Raw genomic sequence first — 21,487 nt, 5'->3', positions numbered from 1 at the left:
ATTCGAACCCTCGATGGGAGTTAAAGCCCATACTCCCTTAGCAGGGGAGCGCCTTCGGCCACTCGGCCACCTCTCCGTTTCTTGGCGCACATATTACTGTTTGCCGAAAATAAGTCAAACCTTTTTCAGCATCTTATATTCATTTGAACTGTTTTTGAGCACATTGATGAGTTAAGCCACAATTATCATCAATTCAATTAAAAAAATTTGTATTTTTTTTAGCAAACAATCTTAAATAGTCTAAAAACAATAAAGCCAGCTTTCGCTGGCTTTATTGGTAAATCGCAAACAATGTCTGATATATCAGAAATTGCCACCATCTTCAGGTGTAACGTTGCCAGATTTTTCAGACTGGATACGTTGATAAATTTCTTCGCGATGAACTGATACTTCTTTAGGTGCATTCACACCGATACGTACTTGGTTACCTTTTACACCTAGTACAGTAACAGTCACTTCATCACCTATCATTAATGTTTCGCCAACACGGCGAGTCAAAATCAGCATTCGATTGCTCCTTTAGTCCAATCAGCATACACCAGCTTCTATCCGTAATATGCGCGTTTAATAATGTTAGCTTAATACAAATCATTAGTGACGACACTAAATCAATAAAACTTTTAAGCTTTTTACCCCAAAAAAAAGAAAAAACGTATTCCTGCGGCCTGATTATTTCAAGTTGATAACATTTAAAGGCTATTCTTTAAACAAAAGCAAAACAGGTAATTTAATAAATTGCTGCTTATGCGTACAAAAAAAGCATAAAAGTTGCTTCAATTTAGAATTATAGTAGCTTGAGTCAAAAAAGCGTAAAAAATGATACCTAAGAATGCTTTATAAGCTTGCCGAACCACTATCTCAAAGCTCAACCTAATACTCAAGCCATAAAATGCCGTAAACACCTTATGGCTTAAGTTGTCAGTTAGCCTAAACGTTCGCTGAGCCATGGTTGAACTAAGGCTAATGCTGCATCTAAGTTCTCTGGTTGTGTTCCGCCAGCTTGGGCCATATCAGGGCGCCCACCACCTTTACCGCCAACCTGCTGTGCTACCATAGCCACAAGTTCACCAGCTTTAACCTTACCGACAAGATCTTTGCTCACACCAGCAATCAAGTTAACCTTTGCATCGCCAGCAATACCGAGCACGATAATTGATGACGGTAACTTTTGCTTCAGCTCATCTTGCAAGCCTCGTAAAGATTTAGGGTCCACACCTTCAAGCTTTTTAACTAATACCTTGATGCCGTTCATCTCAACAGCTTCACCAGCAATATCGGCACTGGCTGCTGCAGCTAACTTATCTTTTAGCTGCGACATTTCTTTCTCAAGGGATTTTACTTTATCAAGCTGTGCTTTTAATTTCGCTACAACAGAGGCTGAATCTGACTTAAGCAAACTTGCCGCTTGTTCAAGTTGAGATTGCTGCTCAGCAACATAAGCCATTGCTGCGGCACCCGTTACCGCTTCAATACGGCGAATACCTGCTGCAATACCACCTTCTGAAGTGATTTTGAATAAACCAATATCACCAGTACGGCCAACATGAGTACCACCACAAAGCTCGATAGAGAAGTCACCCATGGTAACCACACGCACTTCGCTGTCATACTTTTCGCCAAACAACGCCATTGCGCCCTGCTCTTTGGCTTCATCAATCCCCATAACCGCAGTTTTTAATTCATGATTACGACGAATTTGAGTATTAACCATGTCTTCAACTTGCTTAAGTTCTGCTGCGGTGACCGCTTCAAAGTGAGCAAAGTCAAAACGTAAACGCTCAGGGTTAACTAATGACCCTTTTTGATTTACATGGCTACCCAGTACATTACGTAGTGCTGCATGTAATAAATGGGTCACTGAATGGTTAAGCTGAGTACGATGACGAAGTTTTTTATCGACTTCAGCGCTAACGCTATCACCAACATTTAAAACACCAGCAACTAACTTGCCTTGATGACCGAAAGCTTGACCAAAAATTTGAGTATCGGTCACAGCAAAATTAGCATCATTAACTGTTAAATGGCCTTTGTCGCCAACTTGACCGCCAGACTCAGCGTAAAACGGCGTATTATCTAATACAATGACCGCTTCTTGATCTGCCGTTAATGAATCAACTGCATTACCTTCTACATATATAGCTGTAATTTTACCTTGACCATTTAGCTCGCTATAACCGCAAAACTCGGTTTCACCTTCAATTTTAAGGCCTGCATTGTAATCAGTGCCAAAATTGCCAGCCGCTTGTGCTCGGCTGCGCTGCTCAGCCATTGCCGCTTCAAATCCTGCTTCATCAACGGTGATATCACGCTCACGACATACATCCGCGGTTAAGTCGAGAGGGAAGCCATAGGTGTCATAAAGTTTAAATGCTGTTTCACCATCTAAAATATTAGCTTCAAGTGCATTAAGGGCTGCATCTAAAATACCTAGGCCACGCTCTAGCGTTCTAGCAAACTGCTCTTCTTCGGCTTTTAAAGACTTTTCAACAATTGCTTTAGCATCAACAAGGCCTTTAGCTGCATCGCCCATCACTTCAATTAATGTTGGCACTAATTTGTAGAAGAAGGTATCTGTCGCGCCAAGCTTGTTACCATGACGCACTGCGCGGCGAATAATACGGCGTAGTACATAGCCGCGGCCTTCATTTGACGGCATTACACCGTCAGCAATTAAAAATGCACAAGAGCGAATATGATCGGCAATAACCCGTAAAGATTTATTTTCTAAATCTTGGACACCAATGATTTCAGCCGTTTTAGCAATAAGCTGTTTGAAAATATCGATTTCATAGTTTGAATGTACGCCTTGCATAATCGCAGCAATACGCTCAATACCCATACCAGTATCAACAGAAGGTTTTGGTAATGGCTTCATTTCGCCGTCAGCTTGACGGTTGTATTGCATGAATACGATATTCCAGATTTCAATGAAACGATCGCCATCTTCTTCTGGAGTACCAGGGCGACCGCCCCAGATATGCTCGCCATGATCATAAAATATTTCAGAACATGGGCCACAAGGACCTGTGTCACCCATTTGCCAGAAGTTATCAGACGCATAAGGTGCACCTTTATTATCACCAATGCGGATAATATTTTCAGGGGCGACACCAATTTTGTTAGTCCAGATATCAAACGCTTCATCATCAGTTTCATAGATGGTGACGCATAAACGCTCGGTTGGAAGCTTTAATGTTTCAGTTAAAAAGCGCCATGCATAGCTAATGGCTTCTTCTTTGAAGTAATCACCAAAACTGAAGTTACCTAACATTTCAAAGAAGGTATGGTGACGAGCGGTGTAACCTACATTATCAAGGTCGTTATGTTTACCACCAGCACGTACACAGCGTTGCGATGTTGTCGCTCGGGTATAGCTACGCTTTTCTTGACCTAAAAAACAGTCTTTAAACTGATTCATACCGGCATTGGTGAATAGTAAAGTTGGGTCATTGTGAGGTACTAAAGAGCTACTATCGACAACTTGATGTTCGTTGTGACGAAAAAACTCTAGGAAAGCACTTCTTAGTTCTGCGGTAGTTTGAAACATGAAATCGCCCTAAAATGGATAAATCGTATTTATCAGGAAGCTGTTAGTCAGCGCTAAATTGCCAACATTATATACTTAAACAAACTATAGGTGCGACATTCTAGGGCAATAGATTGGCTATTTTAGGCTGGAATTTAACGATTTTGATCATCGAATATTTGATTGATTGTGCAATATAGCCATATTTATGGGTAATCAAAAAATTACCGCAACTAAAACAGCTAACAAAACGGCTAACAAGAGTGGCTATAATGCTAATTGATAGGCGCTGTTAAGCTTCATTAGCGTAACAGCAAAATATAGCCTCTGACAGATATGAGTTACATACTGAGCAAAATTGGATAAAAAAAAGCGGCGAGCATATAGCTCACCGCGATTTAATAATTCTAACTACTAATACCTAGTAAAGGCTTAAAACACTTCACCGGTTTCTAAATCGATGTTTTCATCGGGTTTAGCAGGGGCGGCATCTTTTTCTTTATCTTTACTAAGCAATAATTCACGTAATGCAGTTTCGATCTCTTCAGCCGCAGCAGGGTTTTCAATTAGGTACTTACCGGCATTTGCACGGCCTTGACCAATCTTGCCGCCTTTGTAGCTATACCAAGCACCAGCTTTTTCAACAAGCTTATGCGCCACACCTAAATCAACTAGCTCACCAGTACGGTTAATACCCTTACCGTACAAGATTTGGAATTCAGCTTGCCTAAATGGCGCTGCAATTTTGTTTTTAACCACTTTAACTCGGGTTTCGTTACCAACCACCTGATCGCCATCTTTGATTGCACCTGTACGGCGAATATCCAAACGCACTGAGGCGTAAAACTTAAGTGCATTACCACCTGTTGTAGTTTCTGGGTTACCGAACATCACACCAATTTTCATACGAATTTGGTTAATGAAAATCAATAGCGTGTTTGATTGCTTAAGGTTACCAGCAAGTTTACGCATTGCTTGGCTCATCATACGAGCAGCAAGGCCCATGTGTGAGTCACCAATTTCACCTTCAATTTCAGCTTTTGGTGTTAATGCCGCCACTGAATCGACAATGATCACATCAACGGCGCCAGAGCGAGTTAAGGCATCACAAATCTCTAGTGCTTGTTCACCCGTATCTGGTTGCGAACAAAGTAGGTTATCAATATCAACACCAAGGTTTTTAGCATAGATAGGATCAAGAGCATGCTCAGCATCGATAAACGCACAGGTTTTACCTTGACGCTGTGCTGCTGCAATCACTTCTAAGGTTAAGGTTGTTTTACCTGATGACTCAGGACCGTAGATTTCTACGATTCGCCCCATAGGTAAACCACCAGCACCCAAGGCAACATCCAATGAAAGTGAGCCAGTAGAAATGGTTTCAACATCCATTGTGCGGTCTGCGCCCAACTTCATGATTGAACCTTTACCAAATTGCTTCTCAATTTGACCTAACACGGCATTCAGTGCTTTCTCTTTATTTGGATCTGCTTTCATTGTGATTATCCCTCTAAGCGAACTCATCTCATTGGCGAGATTGATAACGAATAAATTTGTCTGTTTCTTAATATGAGCTCAGTATACTGTATAATCATACAGTATCAATAGTTACTCAAAAAAAAATTGCAAAACCACTAATAAACAAGGTTTTTCAATATCAATATCAATACCTTATAAGTAAAAATATAATTAAAACTTCTACACCACTGTATATAAAGACTACTGTATACAGTGGTTTCAATATGTTAACCATCTGACAAATAAGCCAATAGTTATACTCTTTCAACTCGATAATAGCAGTTCAGAACCGCGCTAAATGAGTAACTCTATTGGGATTCAAATCAATTATTGCTAAGATGAGCGCCGATTAGTATTGGTCTTTTTTCCGATCCCCAAGCCATATTTAGAGCAACAAATTAATGACAGCAATTGAAAATCCAAATTTAGAAAAGCACACTCCGATGATGCGCCAATATTTGACGCTTAAAGCGCAGCATCCCGATATGTTGTTGTTTTATCGTATGGGAGATTTTTATGAATTATTTTATGAAGATGCCAAACTTGCTTCTGAATTTTTAGGAATTTCGTTGACCGCTAGAGGCAAAAGTGGTGGTAATGCCATCCCTATGGCAGGTATTCCCTACCACTCTGTTGAAGGCTATTTGGCTAAATTAGTCCAAATTGGTCAATCAGCAGCTATTTGTGAACAAATTGGCGATCCTGCTACAAGTAAAGGTCCGGTTGAGCGCAAAGTTGTCCGTATAGTAACGCCTGGCACCTTAACTGATGAAGCCTTACTGCAAGAGCGTCAAGACAATCTGTTAGCTGCGGTTTATCAAGGTAAAAATGGTTTCGGCTACTCAACTTTAGATGTGTCATCAGGGCGTTTCGTGGTAGTCGAATTAGAAAACGCTGAGACATTAGAAGCTGAATTACAACGCACCAGCCCTGCAGAGCTACTTTACAGCGAAGACTTAGTCGATGTGCATTTAATTGAAAACATTAAAGGTATTCGTCGCCGCCCAGAATGGGAATTTGATTACGATACCAGCATACAGCTATTGCTGGAGCAATTTGGCACGAAAGATTTACATGGCTTTGGCATTACAGATGCTCGCTTATCACTGCAAGCTGCTGGCTGCTTAATGCAATATGTCAAAGACACCCAAAAGACAGCTTTGCCGCACATCAATAGCATTACCCTTTTTAATCAAGCTGATACTATCATTTTAGATGCTGCGACCAGACGCAACCTTGAATTAACTTTGAACCTGTCGGGCCAGCGTGACAATACACTTGCTTGGGTGCTAGATAAGACGGCAACACCTATGGGCAGTCGAATGCTGCAACGCTGGATCCACCAACCATTAAGAAACCAGCAGCATATTCATCAGCGCCAACAAGCGGTTGCCGAGCTAATTGATAGCGGTTTGTATGCCGACTTACACCAACAACTGAAAGCTTTAGGTGATATCGAGCGCATTATGGCAAGGCTTGCCATAAGAAGTGCACGACCACGTGATTTTGCCCGTTTACGCCAAGCATTAGAATTGCTGCCTGAAATCCAGCAAACCTTAAGCCATTGTCAGCAAGATGAACTGAAGACTCTGGCGCGAAAACTAGGAGAATTCCCTGAGCAGCAACAGCTTTTAGCCTCAGCGATTGTTGATAATCCACCCATGCTTATTCGTGATGGTGGAGTCATTAAAACTGGCTATAACGCCGAGCTTGATGAGTGGCGCGGTTTAAGTGAAGGCGCTAATGACTATTTAGTGCAAATGGAGCTGCGAGAAAAAGAGCAAACAGGCATTAATTCCCTTAAAGTCGGCTATAACCGTGTGCACGGTTATTATATTGAAGTCAGCCGCCTACAATCTGATCAAGTGCCGTTAAGCTATCAACGCCGTCAAACCTTAAAAAATACTGAACGTTATATCACCCCAGAACTTAAAGAGTACGAAGAAAAAGTACTTTCAAGTCAGGGCAAGGCGTTGGCCATTGAGAAAAAACTATGGGAAGAACTGTTTGATTTATTACTACCGAAACTACATGAGTTACAGCTATTTGCTCAGTCCGCAGCAGAGTTGGATGTATTAAGTAATTTCGCCGAACGAGCTGAAACCCTTGGCTATAATTGCCCGCAAATCACTCACGAGATTGGTATTCATATTGAAGCTGGTCGCCATCCGGTAGTTGAGCTAGTCAGCCAAAGTCCATTCATTGCCAACCCGGTGCAATTAGCACCTTCAAGAAGAATGCTAGTGGTTACTGGCCCTAATATGGGCGGTAAATCGACTTACATGCGCCAAGTAGCATTAATCACCTTAATGGCACATATCGGCAGCTTTGTTCCGGCACAAAAAGCAGTGATAGGTCCAATAGATAGAATATTTACCCGTATTGGTGCTTCCGATGATTTAGCATCAGGGCGCTCAACCTTCATGGTAGAAATGACTGAAACCGCCAATATTTTACATAACGCAACGGCCAAAAGTTTAGTGTTAATGGATGAAATTGGCCGCGGCACCTCAACCTATGATGGTTTATCTTTAGCCTGGTCAGCGGCAGAATACTTAGCCGAAAAAGTGGCGGCATTAACGCTATTTGCCACCCATTACTTTGAACTGACTCAATTGCCGGAACAGATCCCATCAGCAGCGAATGTGCACTTAGATGCTATCGAACATGGTGACACTATTGCCTTTATGCATGCAGTGCAAGATGGCGCGGCAAGTAAGAGCTATGGTTTACAGGTGGCCTCTTTAGCGGGTGTTCCAGCCCATGTGATCAAAGCGGCTAAACAAAAACTGCATATGCTAGAAAGTAGAGATTTGGCCAATAGCCAGCAAATGCCAATTCAAGAAGCATTAAATTTATCTATCCCTGAAGCTGAAGCGAATGCTGCGACTGAAAAACTCAGTCAAATCAATCCTGATGATTACAGCCCTAAACAAGCACTTGATATGCTTTATGAACTAAAAAGGCTATCAAACTTGTAAGTGATGAGCGCAATTGTGCTCAGTGTAACATCTGAATGGGCTGTTTATCACAGCCCATTCACTACAATTTAACTAACACTTAGAACCTAAAGTCAATCCTGATGATTACTGATCTAAACAAGCAATTGATATGCTTTATGAACTAAAAAGGCTATCAAACTTGTAAATGATGAGCGCAATTGTGCTCAGTGTAAAATCTGAATGGGCTGTTTATCACGGCCCATTCATTACAATAATTAGTCCCCTTAACTAACACTTAGAACCTAAAGTCAATCCTGATGATTACTGCTCTAAACAAGCAATTGATATGCTTTATGGACTAAAAAGGCTATCAAACTTGTAAATGATGAGCGCAATTGTGCTCAGTGTAAAATCTGAATGGGCTGTTTATCACGGCCCATTCATTACAATTATAATGATTAAGTACTCATAACTAATACTTAGAACCTAGCTTCATTAACTATCATAATGCTCAGGCTCTATAAAAGTGAGTAAAAAAAAGCCAACAAAAAAGGACAACTCGTGTCCTCAAAGGTAAATAACCCTAAGCGTAAATTAATCGCTTAAAAGGTTGGCGTTAATTTCTAAATAACGCTTCGACTGATAGGCCTTGTGCCCCTAATACATCTTTCAAACGCTTTAACGCTTCGACTTGAATTTGACGCACACGTTCCCGTGTTAAGCCAATTTCAGCCCCTACGTTTTCTAACGTCGATGGTTCATAACCTAATAAACCAAAACGTCGTGCTAATACTTCTCTTTGCTTAGTATTTAGCTCATTTAACCAACCGACAATTGAATTAGATAAGTCTTCATCCTGTACTTTATAATCTGGTCCAACTGAATCATCATCTGCAATAACATCTAACAATGCTTTATCGTTATCCCCGCCTAGTGGGGTATCTACAGAGGTGATTTTTTCGTTTAGTTTTAGCATTCGACTGACATCGCTAGTAGAGACATCTAATTTGTCTGCGATTTCTTCTGCCGTCGGCTCATGATCAAGTTTTTGCGCAAGCTGTCTTGCCGTTCGCAAGTATACATTAAGCTCTTTAACCACATGAATAGGCAAACGAATGGTCCGAGTTTGATTCATGATCGCTCTTTCGATGGTTTGTCTAATCCACCAAGTCGCGTAGGTTGAAAAACGAAACCCTCTTTCCGGATCAAACTTTTCGACTGCTCGAATAAGCCCTAGATTACCTTCTTCGATAAGATCCAGTAATGCTAATCCTCGGTTGTTATACCTTCTGGCAATTTTTACGACCAATCTTAGATTACTTTCTATCATGCGGTTACGAGACTTCTCGCAGCCTTTGAGTGCTTTACGTGAAAAGAAGACTTCTTCTTCTGCACTAAGCAAAGGGGAAAAACCGATCTCACCTAAATATAGTTGAGTGGCGTCAAGATTCTTCTGAAGATCATCTTGAACTTGTTGGTCAATGTCGGATTGCTGTGCTGGCTTGGCATTTTTTGCCTCCTTCAGCGCAATCTCTTGTGGTTGTTTAGCTAAATCCATAAGCTCTTCTGCTACCGCAGTATTTTGTTTCTGGCTCATATGGTGCTCTCCCAAACCGGATAAAAATTAAGTTATTTTCGTGCGCGTATTCTCCGTTTTAATGTGAACTAAACAGTTAACGTTTAGGTAAATAATTTAATGGGTTTACTGACTTACCATGGAGACGAATTTCAAAATGCAACATCACCTGATTAGTCCCTGTACTACCCATTTTCGCAACTGTCTGTCCAGCATTTACATATTGCTTTTCTTTGACCAATATTGCATCTGCATGAGCATAAGCACTTAAATAATCATCATTGTGTTTAATAATGACCAAATTGCCATAGCCCCGAAGTGCATTACCTGCATAAACAACTCTTCCATCAGCTGCAGCCTTGATAATATCGCCTCTGGAACCAGCGATTTTTATGCCTTGATTGCCCTGCTGAGTACTAGAGAAGTAACCTACAATCTTACCTTTTGTCGGCCAGTTCCACTGACTTACTTTATCTGGCAAGGTTGAAACAGATTTTTTCGCTATTTGAACCGTTTTGTCTTGGGTAGTTTTTACAGAATACGCAGGCTTAGCTTTGTGATCAAGCTCTTTTTTTGTACTATTTTGATTTGTCGTTGTCGCTGGCTTTTTTTGTGCTGAAGTTTGTTTTGCAACCGTTTTATTAGCAGGCTTTGACTTGGTGTTCGCTACAGCGACCGGTTTTGGTGCAGGCTTGGCTGCAGGCTTGGCTGCAGGCTTAGTGCGCTGTGGCTTGGTGAGTTTTAATGTTTGTCCTGGATAGATGGTATAAGGTGCTTTTAAGCCATTATATTGAGCGATTTTATTAAAATCTTGCCCAGCGCCCCATGAAATTGAGTAAAGAGTATCACCGCGTTTTACCTTGTAACTGCCAGAGGTAATAGAGCCTTTATTAAATTTTTGACCAGCATTACTCGAAATACTCGTAACGGGTGCAGGGTTGTGAGCTTGAAAGCTACACCCTGAAATAAACAGCAGTAAAATTGTAACCCAAGGCCAATTACGACACTTCAACATTGTCTCCATCATACTTTTGAAATATCGCCCTTGCATCACTGTTAAGCTAAGTCGCCATTGATTAACGGTACAAACTTAACCGCTTCGATAATTTGTGATTGAAACTCATTTTGTTTACGAGTGATTTTTAATAACTGCTGCGAGTCTTCGCCAACAGGGATCACTAGCACGCCGTCTTCAGCCAGTTGCGCCAATAATGCTTCAGGTACCGATGCTGCAGCTGCTGTTACCATAATGGCATCAAATGGGCCTTTATTGGTCCAACCTTTCCAACCGTCACCATATTTAAAAGACACATTATGTAAATCTAAGCGCTTTAAACGTTGTCTCGCTTGAATTTGTAGCGCCTTGATCCGCTCAATTGTGCAAAGCTGAGGTACCAGTTGCGCTAAAATCGCTGCCTGGTAACCTGAACCAGTACCAATTTCAAGCACTCTAGCAGGGTTATGTTGTAGTAATAACTCCGTCATTCTAGCGACAATATAAGGCTGAGAGATAGTTTGGCCTTGCCCAATAGGTAAAGCGGTATTCTCGTAAGCTTTATGGGCTAATGCCCCATCGAGAAATAACTCCCTTGGGGTATTTGATACCGCCTGCAACACAGTGTGATTACGGATCCCTGCTTCATGCAGTTTTTTGGCTAAATTAAGGGCAACAGTTGAAGCTACCTGGCTCATAGTTTATTAATCCAGTTTTCTAAGTCAGCAAGCTGATCATACGCAGTTAAGTCGACCGTTAGCGGAGTAATTGAAACATAACCTTGTTCAACTGTACCAAAGTCTGTATCAGCGCTAGCATCTTGTTCTTTGCCCGGAGGCCCAAGCCAATATATATCTCTTCCTGCAGGATCTTGAGTTTTGATCATGCCTTCAGCTTTATGTCTTGAGCCTAAGCGAGTAATTCTCATGCCTTTGATTTGTTCTAGCGGTAAATCGGGCACATTTACATTTAATATTTGATCGTTATTAATAGGATGCTCAAGTAAACCTTGCACTATTTTAGCGGCATAGATTGCTGCACTATCGTAATGACGTAATTCTTTGCCCACTAATGATACCGCTATCGCAGGTAGGCCTAAAAAGCGTCCTTCCATTGCTGCGGCTACCGTACCTGAGTACAGGGTATCATCACCCATATTCGCCCCAGCATTAATGCCTGACACCACAATATCAGGCTCTACTGGACATAATTCTCTAATGGCTAAATGGACACAATCTGACGGTGTGCCATTGACAGCAATAGCGCCATTTTCTAAGTTATTAATTCTTAATGGATTAGTCAAGGTCAAAGAATTACTGGCTGCTGAACAATTCCTATCAGGCGCCACGACTAACACATTAGCAATTTTGGTTAACTCTGCCGCTAGGGCTTTGATCCCTGGAGCTGTAACGCCGTCATCATTGCTGACCAATATGTTAATCATCACTTAACCTTCTAGAGTGCTTTTAGTTGCGTCATTTGTAACGCTATTTGCAAATTGCTGCGCTTGCTCTTGCTGCTGCATTGCCACCATTTGTTGTCGCTGCACTTCTTGAACATCTTGATAATCCAGTAGCTCACGCAATACTGAGGTCGCATAGCTACCTGCTGGTAAAATAAACTCGATGACTAACACATCATCATTTTCAAACCGGTATTTTAGCGCTTGAGGCTTTAATAATAATGGTCGACGTTCTTGCTCTAAACCCGCTTGCTCAAGCCCGGTTAAATCGGTGCTTAACTCAGCTAATGCAGCTTGTTCAACTACTGATGCAAGCCCTTGAGTGGGGAGTTCGCCTCTGCCCCACAATGGCGCAGACAATTGAATGTCATTGTCAGCTAAACGCTTCATTGTGGCCTCATCCCATGTCTGCGCGACAAAAAAACTTTTACTGCCCGCTAACATGACACAATCACCATTAATAGGCGCAATACCATTTTTACTTAAACGGTACGACACAGCAGTGTTAAACACATTAGAGCGCACTGCAGATAAATACATGCTGCGTTTTTTTCTATCTTTAACTTTTTTACCCGCGAGCATTTGCTGGCCGAAAACTAAGTTTTTACCTTTATGGCCAAAACGCTGCTCTCCAAAATAGTTAGGTACGCCTATTTCAGCCACTTTTAAAATCCGTTGCTCAAGCACTGCTTTATCGGACACATTTCGTAAAATCAGTTCAAACCGATTACCCAGCAGTGCGCCAATACGCAGTTTTTTACTATGGCGTTGGCTTGATAAGATGGTTAAGTGCTCATCAGACAGCGATTGCCAATCAGGGGTTTCTTTCCCTGGAATACGCACCCCAAACCATTGCTCTGTCACAGCGTTTCGGTCTTTTTGGCCTGCGTATGTCACTTCTTTTTGATGCACTTTGGCAAACTTAGCTAAAATTTCTGCCACTTGCGTGGTATTTAAGCCATCTTTACGAACATGGATCATATGATGCTCGCCTTCGCCAGTTGGGCTAAAAGGCAGCATTTCTTTAACGATAAAGTCACTGTTTACTGTGCGTAGATCTGCAGTGCAATCAGGCTTACCAAATAAATAAAATAACGGAGTCATGTTTCTTCTCAAATGAGCTAATGATGTAATTGCAGCTATTGAGTGCAATTAGCTTACGTGACGTTAATAGACGTAATATCGTCGTTTATCAGTGTTAATCTCGCACCATAAGGACGACCGACTCAACTGCGATGCCTTCTTTGCGGCCTGTAAAGCCCAGTTTTTCGGTGGTGGTGGCTTTCACATTAATATTATCGATATGGGTACATAGGTCTTCAGCCAGACATTGTCTAATGGCTTCAATGTGTGGCAACATTTTTGGCGCTTGCGCAATAACAGTGACATCAAGGTTACCTATATTAAATTGTTTAGCTTGTGCCAATGAAACACAATGGCGCAATAATACTCTGCTATCAGCACCTTCAAACTCGGCATCGGTATCAGGGAAATGTTTACCTATATCACCTAAAGCCATGGCACCAAGTATGGCGTCACTTACTGCATGCAACACTACATCACCATCAGAGTGAGCAATTAAACCTGTTTCGTATGGCACAGTAACACCACCAAGGATCAGCGGTTTATCGCTACCAAATTTATGTACATCAAAACCATGACCAATGCGTATATTCAACATAATAATAACCGTTATTTTTGAGAATTTATGTGAGATAAAAACAGCGCTGCTAACTGCAAGTCATCAGGGTGAGTAACTTTAATATTGTCTGCGCGGCCAGTGACTAAACCAGGGGTAACACCAGCCCACTCCATGGCGCTAGCTTCATCGGTAATTTGCACGCCTTGTTTAAGTGCATCACTTAAATGTTGCTGCAAGCTTTTGCAGGGAAACAGTTGCGGCGTTAATGCATGCCAAAGATGGTCACGTGATACTGTTTCACTAATTAGATTAGTTGAGTTAGCACAGCGCTTCATGGTGTCTCGCACCGGCATGGCTAGAATCGCGCCTTGTGGGCAGTCAACTCTAGCATTAAGTAATTTATCGATATCGCTGTGGGTTAAGCAAGGTCTCGCGGCATCATGGACTAATGCCCAATTAGACTCCATGGTTTCTTTGTCAATCGACACTAAAGCACGCAATACAGAATCTGCACGTTCTTGACCGCCTATAACCGTGCTCACTTTAGGGTGGTTTGCTTGAGATAAAGTCGCAAAAAAGGTGTCTTCAGGGTGCAGCGCTACGATAACTTGCTTGATTCTTTTATGAGTAATCAAGCTATCTAAGGTGTGGGCTAAGATGCTTTGCTCACCTAGAGCTAAATATTGTTTAGGAATAGTCGCCCCCATCCTTGCACCAATACCGGCAGCAGGGACAATCGCGATAACAGATTGATTCTCAACGTTCATAGGATGTTATTGACCAAAAGTAGCATTATTTCGAGGGTTGTTGCCAACGACGCGATAAAAAGTTTCACCTTCTTTTACCATGCCTAACTCATTTCGAGCACGTTCTTCAATCGCTTCTGTGCCGCGTTTTAAATCGATGATTTCCGCTTTTAAAATTTGATTTCTAGCGATGAGTTTATCGTTACTGGCTTGTTGGCTGGCAATCTGTTTTTTCAGATTCATATATTGGGATAAATTATTTTCGCCCAGCCATAATCGATACTGTAATAAACCGACTAAGATCAAAAGTAATAGTAATAGGCTTTTCATAGGTATAATGTGGCGAAATTAATGATTAATCCCACTATAGTACAACAAAAAAGGCCACCTAGTGGTGGCCTTTTTTTAGCTCAAGGAAAATTAACCTTGGCCTTTGACTTCTTTAAGACCGTTATACGGTGCTTTTGAGCCTAATGCTTCTTCGATACGTAGCAGTTGGTTGTACTTAGCAACGCGATCAGAGCGGCTTAATGAACCGGTTTTGATTTGGCCAGCAGCAGTACCTACAGCAAGATCTGCAATAGTTGCATCTTCAGTTTCACCTGAGCGATGAGAGATAACCACGGTGAAACCCGCATCTTTAGCCATTTTGATTGCTGCTAACGTTTCAGTTAACGAACCAATTTGGTTAAATTTGATTAGGATTGAGTTAGCAATACCGTTGTCGATACCACGCTTAAGGATCTTAGTGTTAGTTACGAATAAATCGTCACCTACTAATTGAATTTTATCACCTAGAAGCTTAGTTTGGTGTGCGAAACCATCCCAGTCAGACTCGTCAAGACCGTCTTCGATAGATACGATTGGGTACTGTTCAGTCAAATCTTTAAGGAAGTAGTTAAACTCTTCAGAGGTGAATTTCTTGCCTTCACCTTTAAGATCGTAGATGTTGGCTTCTTTATCAAAGAACTCAGATGCAGCACAATCCATCGCTAAAGTAATGTCTTTACCTAGCTCGTAACCTGCGTTTGCAACAGCCACTTTGATTGCAGCAAGTGCAGCTTCGTTAGACTCAAGGTTTGGCGCGAAACCACCTTCATCACCAACAGCAGTCGAGTGGCCACCAGCTTTAAGAACTTTAGCAAGGCTATGGAATACTTCAGCGCCCATACGAAGGCCTTCACGGAAGTTAGCTGCGCCAACAGGCTGGATCATGAATTCTTGAATGTCTACTGAGTTATCAGCGTGCTCACCACCATTGATGATGTTCATCATTGGAAGAGGCATAGAGTAAACACCAGAAGTACCGTTTAGATCAGCAATGTGAGCGTATAAAGGTACTTTCTTAGAAACAGCAGCCGCTTTAGCAGCAGCAAGAGAAACAGCTAGGATAGCGTTTGCGCCAAACTTAGCTTTGTTTTCTGTGCCATCTAAGTCAATCATGATTTGATCAAGCTCAGCTTGTGCTAGTGCATCTTTCCCCTTTAACGCTTCAGCGATTGGGCCATTTACAGCTTCAACAGCTTTAAGAACACCTTTACCTAAGTAACGTGCTTTGTCGCCATCACGTAACTCAAGTGCTTCACGAGAACCTGTTGATGCACCCGATGGTGCAGCAGCCATACCGATAGAACCGTCAGCAAGGTGAACCTCAGCTTCTACCGTTGGGTTACCGCGTGAATCCATGATTTCACGACCAATGACGTTAATAATGTTAGCCATAATTCCCTCAATATATGTAAGTTAAATATTAAAATAGAAAATCAATACCAATAAACACCGACAATTTATTAATAATTGCGCAATTATTGGTATTTCACTTTCAGTTTGGTAATAAAAGGTCAACTGAAGCCATAGCATAGACCGATTATCGTTAAGCGGCAACTACCTAGGTCACATCTATTAATTAGCAGATAAAAAATTGACCAGATAAAAAAAAGCCACTGATATGATTATCAGTGGCTTTATTTTTAATTACTCAGCTTCACCTTTTTGATGAATCGCAGCAGCAGCAACAAAACCTTCAAATAATGGATGACCATCACGAGGTGTTGAAGTGAATTCAGGGTGGAATTGACCTGCTACAAACCAAGGGTGATTAGGAAGCTCAATCATTTCCACTAATTTGCGATCTGATGACAAACCACTAAATACCAGGCCAGCTTTTTCTAAGCGATCAACATAGTTGTTGTTCACTTCAAAACGGTGACGATGACGTTCAACACAAGTAGTAGAGTTATATGCTGCAGCGGCTTTAGAACCTTCAGCTAAATGACATAACTGTGCGCCTAAACGCATAGTGCCACCTAAATCTGACGCTTCATGGCGCAGCTCAACATTACCTTCTTCATTGATCCATTCTGTGATCAGACCAATGACTGGATGTTCTGTTTCTGGTTTAAACTCAGTTGAATGAGCCCCTTCAAGCTTAGCAACGTGTCGAGCAAACTCGATCAATGCCACTTGCATACCTAAACAAATACCAAAGTATGGAATGTTATTTTCACGGGCATATTGCGCCGCAAAGATTTTACCTTCAACACCACGCTCACCGAAGCCACCAGGAACCAAAATACCGTCTAAACCTTCTAGTACTTCAGCGCCTTTAGCTTCTACTGTTTGTGAATCAACATACTGAATATTCACTGTTAGGCGGTTTTTAAGGCCTGCATGCTTAAGTGCTTCATTCACAGACTTATAAGCATCTGGTAGTTCGATGTATTTACCCACCATACCAATGGTAATTTCACCATTTGGATTAGCTTCTTGATAAATAACATTTTCCCACTCAGACAAATCAGCATCATTACAATCGATACCAAAACGTTTAACCACTAACTCATCAAGACCTTGAGAGCGCAATAACGCTGGGATCTTATAAATACTGTCGACATCTTTTAATGAGATAACGGCTTTTTCTTCTACATTACAAAATAGCGAGATTTTCGCTTTTTCATTAGCAGGAATAGCACGGTCGCCACGACAAACTAATACGTCTGGCGCGATACCAATTGAACGCAATTCTTTAACAGAGTGTTGTGTTGGCTTAGTTTTAATTTCACCTGCAGCACCTAAGAACGGCACTAAGGTTAAATGCATGAATAATGTGCGATCACGTCCTAGCTCAGCACCTAATTGACGAATTGACTCTAAGAAAGGCAATGACTCGATATCGCCTACTGTGCCGCCAATTTCTACGATAGCAACATCGTGACCTTCGCCGCCTTCAAGTACTTTTTCTTTAATTGCATTAGTGATGTGCGGGATCACCTGAATGGTGGCACCTAAATAATCACCACGACGCTCTTTACGTAGCACTTGCTCGTAGATACGACCGGTAGTGAAGTTATTACGACGGTTCATCTTGGTTCGAATGAAACGCTCGTAATGACCTAAGTCTAAATCGGTTTCAGCACCATCTTCAGTAACGAATACTTCACCATGCTGAGTCGGGCTCATGGTGCCAGGGTCAACGTTAATGTATGGGTCAAGTTTCATAATGGTTACATTGAGGCCACGCGCCTCTAAAATTGCTGCTAATGAAGCTGCTGCAATGCCTTTACCTAGTGATGAAACAACGCCACCAGTAACGAAGATATACCTTGTAGTCATGCTGAACCTGAGAATGTGAGATTGAAAATAACGTGCTTGTAAGAAAGCACTAGGACGGGGCGACATTCTACCAAAATAGCGCGCTAACAACAAACAATAAACGCATAAAATTGATATTAAGCCAAAGTTAAATCATGGTCATAATTTAACCCTAATTTTCATAGCGTTGAATTCAATATCATCCTAATGTTTGCCAAGTGCGCAGATTAATCTTTACTAAGCTGCTGACTTTTCTCTGCCATTTTAACTTGATCCCAATAGCTATCGAGCTCTTCAAGTGAGTGCTGTTCAAACGCCTTGCCACTTTGTGCAGCATATTGCTCTACCCCTTTAAAGCGACGTTCAAACTTCTGATTAGCAAGCCTTAATGCCTGCTCTGGCTCAACCCCTAAGTGTCTTGCCATATTGGCAACAGCAAATAATAAGTCGCCCATTTCATCAACCACCTTGGGGTAATATTCGTCTTTATTGGCTTCTAAGTGCTGCGCCTCTGCCATGACCTCATCGATTTCTTCATGAACCTTTGCCACCACAGGGGCTAAATCAGCCCAATCAAAGCCCACCTTTGCAACCCGCTTTTGAATTTTTATCGCTCGGTTCAGTGCTGGCATTGCTACTGGAATGTCATCAAGTATCGAGTGTTGGCTTTTCGCGAGCCTTTCTTGCTGCTTAATTTCATCCCAAACAAGTTTGACTTGTTCAGCGCTAGTGCCAAGGTTGTCGCCGCTAAACACATGGGGATGTCTTCTGGTTAATTTGTCGCAAATTTTATCCACCACAGTGGCAAAATCAAATAAGCCTTGTTCTTTACCGAGCTGACAGTAAAACACCACCTGAAACAACAAATCACCCAGCTCATCTGGCAGCGAATCTAAATCAGCTTGCTCGATGGCATCGGCAACCTCATAAGCTTCTTCAAGGGTAAAAGGAACAATAGTCTCGAAGCTTTGCTGTTTATCCCAAGGGCAACCCGTTTCAGGATCCCGCAGTTTTTCCATAATTGTTAATAAAGGCTGCATAATATCGTTAGCTTGCTTTAGGGTATTTGCTGACATGGTCTATTTCTCAATGATATGGCCTAAACTGGCTGATAAGTTAAAATAAAGGTGACAAACCTTTCGATTTATCACCTTATCTTTTGACACTAAAGTGCGCCGTTGGGATTTAATACTATAATCGTCTGGCTTCGGTCACACCTTCAACTTGGCCTAATTTTGATAATATCCGTGACAAGCCATCGAGGTTATACAGTTCAAGTTCTAGCTCAACGGTAGCAGTTTGGTTTTTTTCATCAGAGGTTGAACTCATTGCCATCACATTGGACTTTTCAGCCGCCAGTACTGTGGTGACATCTCGCAGTAAACCACTGCGATCATGAGCTATCACCCGTACTTTAATCCGATAACCGCCAGAATAGTTTTCTCCCCACACCACTTCGACACTGCGCTCTGGATGGGCGCGCATTAGCTCTTTAACCTGTGAGCAGTCACTGCGGTGCACTGACACGCCGCGGCCCATGGTGATATAACCAAAAATTTCATCACCCGGTACCGGTTTACAGCAGCTGGCAATATGGCTTAATAAATTACCAACACCATTTACTTCTACCTGACCTTTGCCTTTACGGGCTGGTTTCGGATTCGAGCGTTTAATGAGCTCTTCAACAATCTCTTGTTCGGTCACTTCAGTTTTGCGTAAACTGGTTTCAATGTAATTCACCACTTGGTTTAAGCGTAAATCACCGCCACCAATAGCCGCTAACATGTCATCCATGGAGTTCATATTAAAGCGCTCAACCGCAACTTTGGCATCTTTTAAATGAAGTGAGACACGGTTAAGTTCAGCCTCAAGTAATTCTTTCCCTGCCACCATGTTTTTATCGCGGTCTTGCTGCTTGAACCAATGCTGAATTTTCGAGCGAGAGCGAGACGACTTGATGTAGCCTAAATTTGGATTTAACCAATCGCGCTTCGGATTAGGATGCTTTGAGGTAATGATTTCAATACGCTCACCGGTTTCAACTTGATAAGTAAAGGGCACAATACGGCCATCGACTTTGGCGCCAATACATTTATGGCCCACATGGGAATGAATGTAGTAAGCAAAATCGAGCACGGTGGAGCCTAATGGTAAATCAACCACTTCGCCATTAGGGGTAAACACATAGACTCTGTCCTCAAATACTTGGCTGCGGACTTCATCAACCAGGTTTCCGGTTTCAGCAACATCTTCTTGCCACAGCAAAATTTTACGTAGCCAATTAATTTTTTCTTCATAGCCACTTTGCTTGCCACCAGCAGAGCCTTCTTTGTACTTCCAATGGGCTGCGACCCCAAGTTCTGAGTCCTGATGCATAGCTTCAGTACGAATTTGAATCTCTACCGTTTTACCTTCAGGGCCAACGACCACGGTATGAATTGATTGGTAACCATTGGGTTTAGGGTTGGCCACATAATCATCAAACTCACGGGGAATATGATGCCAAAGGGTATGCACGACACCTAAAGCACCATAACAATCTTGGAGGCGTTCTGTGACAATACGCACCGCGCGCACATCAAACAGCTCATCAAACTTCAAGTCTTTGCCTTTCATCTTACGCCAGATGCTATAGATGTGTTTCGGGCGGCCATAGACTTTCGCGCGGATTTGGTCATTATCCAGACGCTGTTGCAGCTGGGTAACAAACTTATCGATAAACACTTCTCTGTCGACACGTTTACCATCTAACTGTTTGGCAATATCTTTGTAAACTGTCGGGTGCAGGTAGCGAAACGAGATATCTTCTAATTCCCACTTTAATTGCCCAATTCCTAAACGGTTGGCAAGCGGGCCGTAGATATCGACCACTTCTCTTGCCAACAATACCCGGGTTTCTTCATCGGCATTTTTAACTTCACGAAGTAGCGCTACCCGCTCAGCAAGCTTAACCACTACCGCGCGTACATCTTCGACCATGGCCAATAACATTTTACGAATATTATCGATTTGCGGCTCGGCGGTTCGAGAGTCAGGACTGACTTTTAAGGCGCCAATAGCCTCCATGGTCACCACGCTTGCCACTAGCTTGCTTAAGCTAGCGCCATATTTTTCTTCAATTGTTTCAATTGATAAAATACCGGCATCATGAGCAATAAATAATAATGAAGCTTGTAAGGTCTCGATATCCATATTCAATGGCGCTAGAATTTCCACCATTTCACGGGCGCGCTCAAGCAAGGCCCGATGTACATCGGGAGATTTCGTTGGCAACATATCTAGATACAGGATCAGATCCCGTAACAATAGGGCTTCTTCGGCGTTATCGATATAACGCATAACCCATTCGTCGATATTAAAATCGGCTAGATTAAAATGTGCTTCTCGAACTGAGACCATAATTAACTTCCTTATTGGTACTGACTTTTACGCGTACAAATAACTGAATCTGTGTTGATGTGTTATTTACTCTAATGCTTTCATCTTGAGC

At 42.0% G+C, this 21,487-nt stretch carries 16 protein-coding genes; 1 reads left to right on the top strand and 15 read right to left on the bottom strand.

Annotated elements, in window-relative coordinates:
• Window positions 1–303 precede the first annotated feature (303 nt).
• The 3 genes from csrA to recA all read right to left on the bottom strand — a co-directional run bounded on the left by csrA (window position 304) and on the right by recA (window position 5,023).
• Entirely contained in the window at window positions 304–507 is a 204-nt protein-coding gene (csrA, locus tag Q4533_RS15635) for a carbon storage regulator CsrA (protein ID WP_076542996.1), read from the bottom strand.
• A 415-nt stretch (window positions 508–922) separates the two neighbouring features.
• Complete coding sequence (alaS, locus tag Q4533_RS15630) at window positions 923–3,547, bottom strand: alanine--tRNA ligase (protein ID WP_303503221.1); 2,625 nt, start codon at window positions 3,545–3,547, stop codon at window positions 923–925.
• Window positions 3,548–3,958: 411 nt separating this feature from the next.
• Complete coding sequence (gene recA, locus Q4533_RS15625; RefSeq protein ID WP_076542998.1) at window positions 3,959–5,023, bottom strand: recombinase RecA; 1,065 nt, start codon at window positions 5,021–5,023, stop codon at window positions 3,959–3,961.
• Between the two features lie 422 nt (window positions 5,024–5,445).
• Between recA and mutS the strand changes: the two genes are divergently transcribed.
• Complete coding sequence (gene mutS / locus Q4533_RS15620) at window positions 5,446–8,025, top strand: DNA mismatch repair protein MutS (RefSeq protein ID WP_102438088.1); 2,580 nt, start codon at window positions 5,446–5,448, stop codon at window positions 8,023–8,025.
• Window positions 8,026–8,602: 577 nt separating this feature from the next.
• Here the strand turns inward: mutS and rpoS are convergent.
• The 12 genes from rpoS to relA form a co-directional block, all read right to left on the bottom strand.
• Entirely contained in the window at window positions 8,603–9,583 is a 981-nt protein-coding gene (rpoS, locus tag Q4533_RS15615; RefSeq protein ID WP_102477190.1) for an RNA polymerase sigma factor RpoS, read from the bottom strand.
• Between the two features lie 76 nt (window positions 9,584–9,659).
• Window positions 9,660–10,577 carry a peptidoglycan DD-metalloendopeptidase family protein gene (locus Q4533_RS15610; protein ID WP_303503219.1) on the bottom strand — a complete coding sequence of 306 codons (918 nt, stop codon included), beginning with the start codon at window positions 10,575–10,577 and terminating at the stop codon, window positions 9,660–9,662.
• A 41-nt stretch (window positions 10,578–10,618) separates the two neighbouring features.
• Complete coding sequence (locus tag Q4533_RS15605) at window positions 10,619–11,254, bottom strand: protein-L-isoaspartate(D-aspartate) O-methyltransferase (protein WP_102438082.1); 636 nt, start codon at window positions 11,252–11,254, stop codon at window positions 10,619–10,621.
• Complete coding sequence (gene surE / locus Q4533_RS15600) at window positions 11,251–12,000, bottom strand: 5'/3'-nucleotidase SurE (RefSeq protein WP_102438080.1); 750 nt, start codon at window positions 11,998–12,000, stop codon at window positions 11,251–11,253. Before surE ends, Q4533_RS15605 begins: the two co-directional genes overlap by 4 nt.
• 3 nt (window positions 12,001–12,003) lie before the next feature.
• Window positions 12,004–13,122 (bottom strand): tRNA pseudouridine(13) synthase TruD, encoded by a 1,119-nt coding sequence (gene truD, locus Q4533_RS15595; RefSeq protein ID WP_102438078.1) that lies wholly within the window; start codon window positions 13,120–13,122, stop codon window positions 12,004–12,006.
• Between the two features lie 94 nt (window positions 13,123–13,216).
• Entirely contained in the window at window positions 13,217–13,696 is a 480-nt protein-coding gene (gene ispF / locus Q4533_RS15590) for a 2-C-methyl-D-erythritol 2,4-cyclodiphosphate synthase (protein WP_102477224.1), read from the bottom strand.
• Between the two features lie 14 nt (window positions 13,697–13,710).
• Window positions 13,711–14,427, bottom strand: coding sequence for a 2-C-methyl-D-erythritol 4-phosphate cytidylyltransferase (ispD, locus tag Q4533_RS15585; RefSeq protein ID WP_102438076.1), 717 nt, complete (start codon window positions 14,425–14,427; stop codon window positions 13,711–13,713).
• 6 nt (window positions 14,428–14,433) lie between these two features.
• A complete protein-coding gene (gene ftsB / locus Q4533_RS15580; RefSeq protein ID WP_102438074.1) occupies window positions 14,434–14,736 on the bottom strand; it encodes a cell division protein FtsB in 303 nt (100 codons plus the stop codon).
• Between the two features lie 90 nt (window positions 14,737–14,826).
• Entirely contained in the window at window positions 14,827–16,128 is a 1,302-nt protein-coding gene (gene eno, locus Q4533_RS15575) for a phosphopyruvate hydratase (protein WP_102438072.1), read from the bottom strand.
• Window positions 16,129–16,380: 252 nt separating this feature from the next.
• Window positions 16,381–18,018, bottom strand: a complete 1,638-nt coding sequence (locus tag Q4533_RS15570; protein ID WP_303503218.1) for a CTP synthase — start codon at window positions 18,016–18,018, stop codon at window positions 16,381–16,383.
• Between the two features lie 206 nt (window positions 18,019–18,224).
• Entirely contained in the window at window positions 18,225–19,073 is an 849-nt protein-coding gene (gene mazG / locus Q4533_RS15565; RefSeq protein WP_102532029.1) for a nucleoside triphosphate pyrophosphohydrolase, read from the bottom strand.
• Window positions 19,074–19,188: 115 nt separating this feature from the next.
• Window positions 19,189–21,396 carry a GTP diphosphokinase gene (relA, locus tag Q4533_RS15560; protein WP_102438066.1) on the bottom strand — a complete coding sequence of 736 codons (2,208 nt, stop codon included), beginning with the start codon at window positions 21,394–21,396 and terminating at the stop codon, window positions 19,189–19,191.
• Window positions 21,397–21,487: the final 91 nt, after the last annotated feature.

The sequence above is a fragment of the Shewanella sp. 6_MG-2023 genome (assembly GCF_030547195.1).
GTDB lineage: Bacteria > Pseudomonadota > Gammaproteobacteria > Enterobacterales > Shewanellaceae > Shewanella.
Note: the sequence above shows the minus strand (reverse complement) of the source record. Positions and strands in the feature narration are given on the sequence as shown.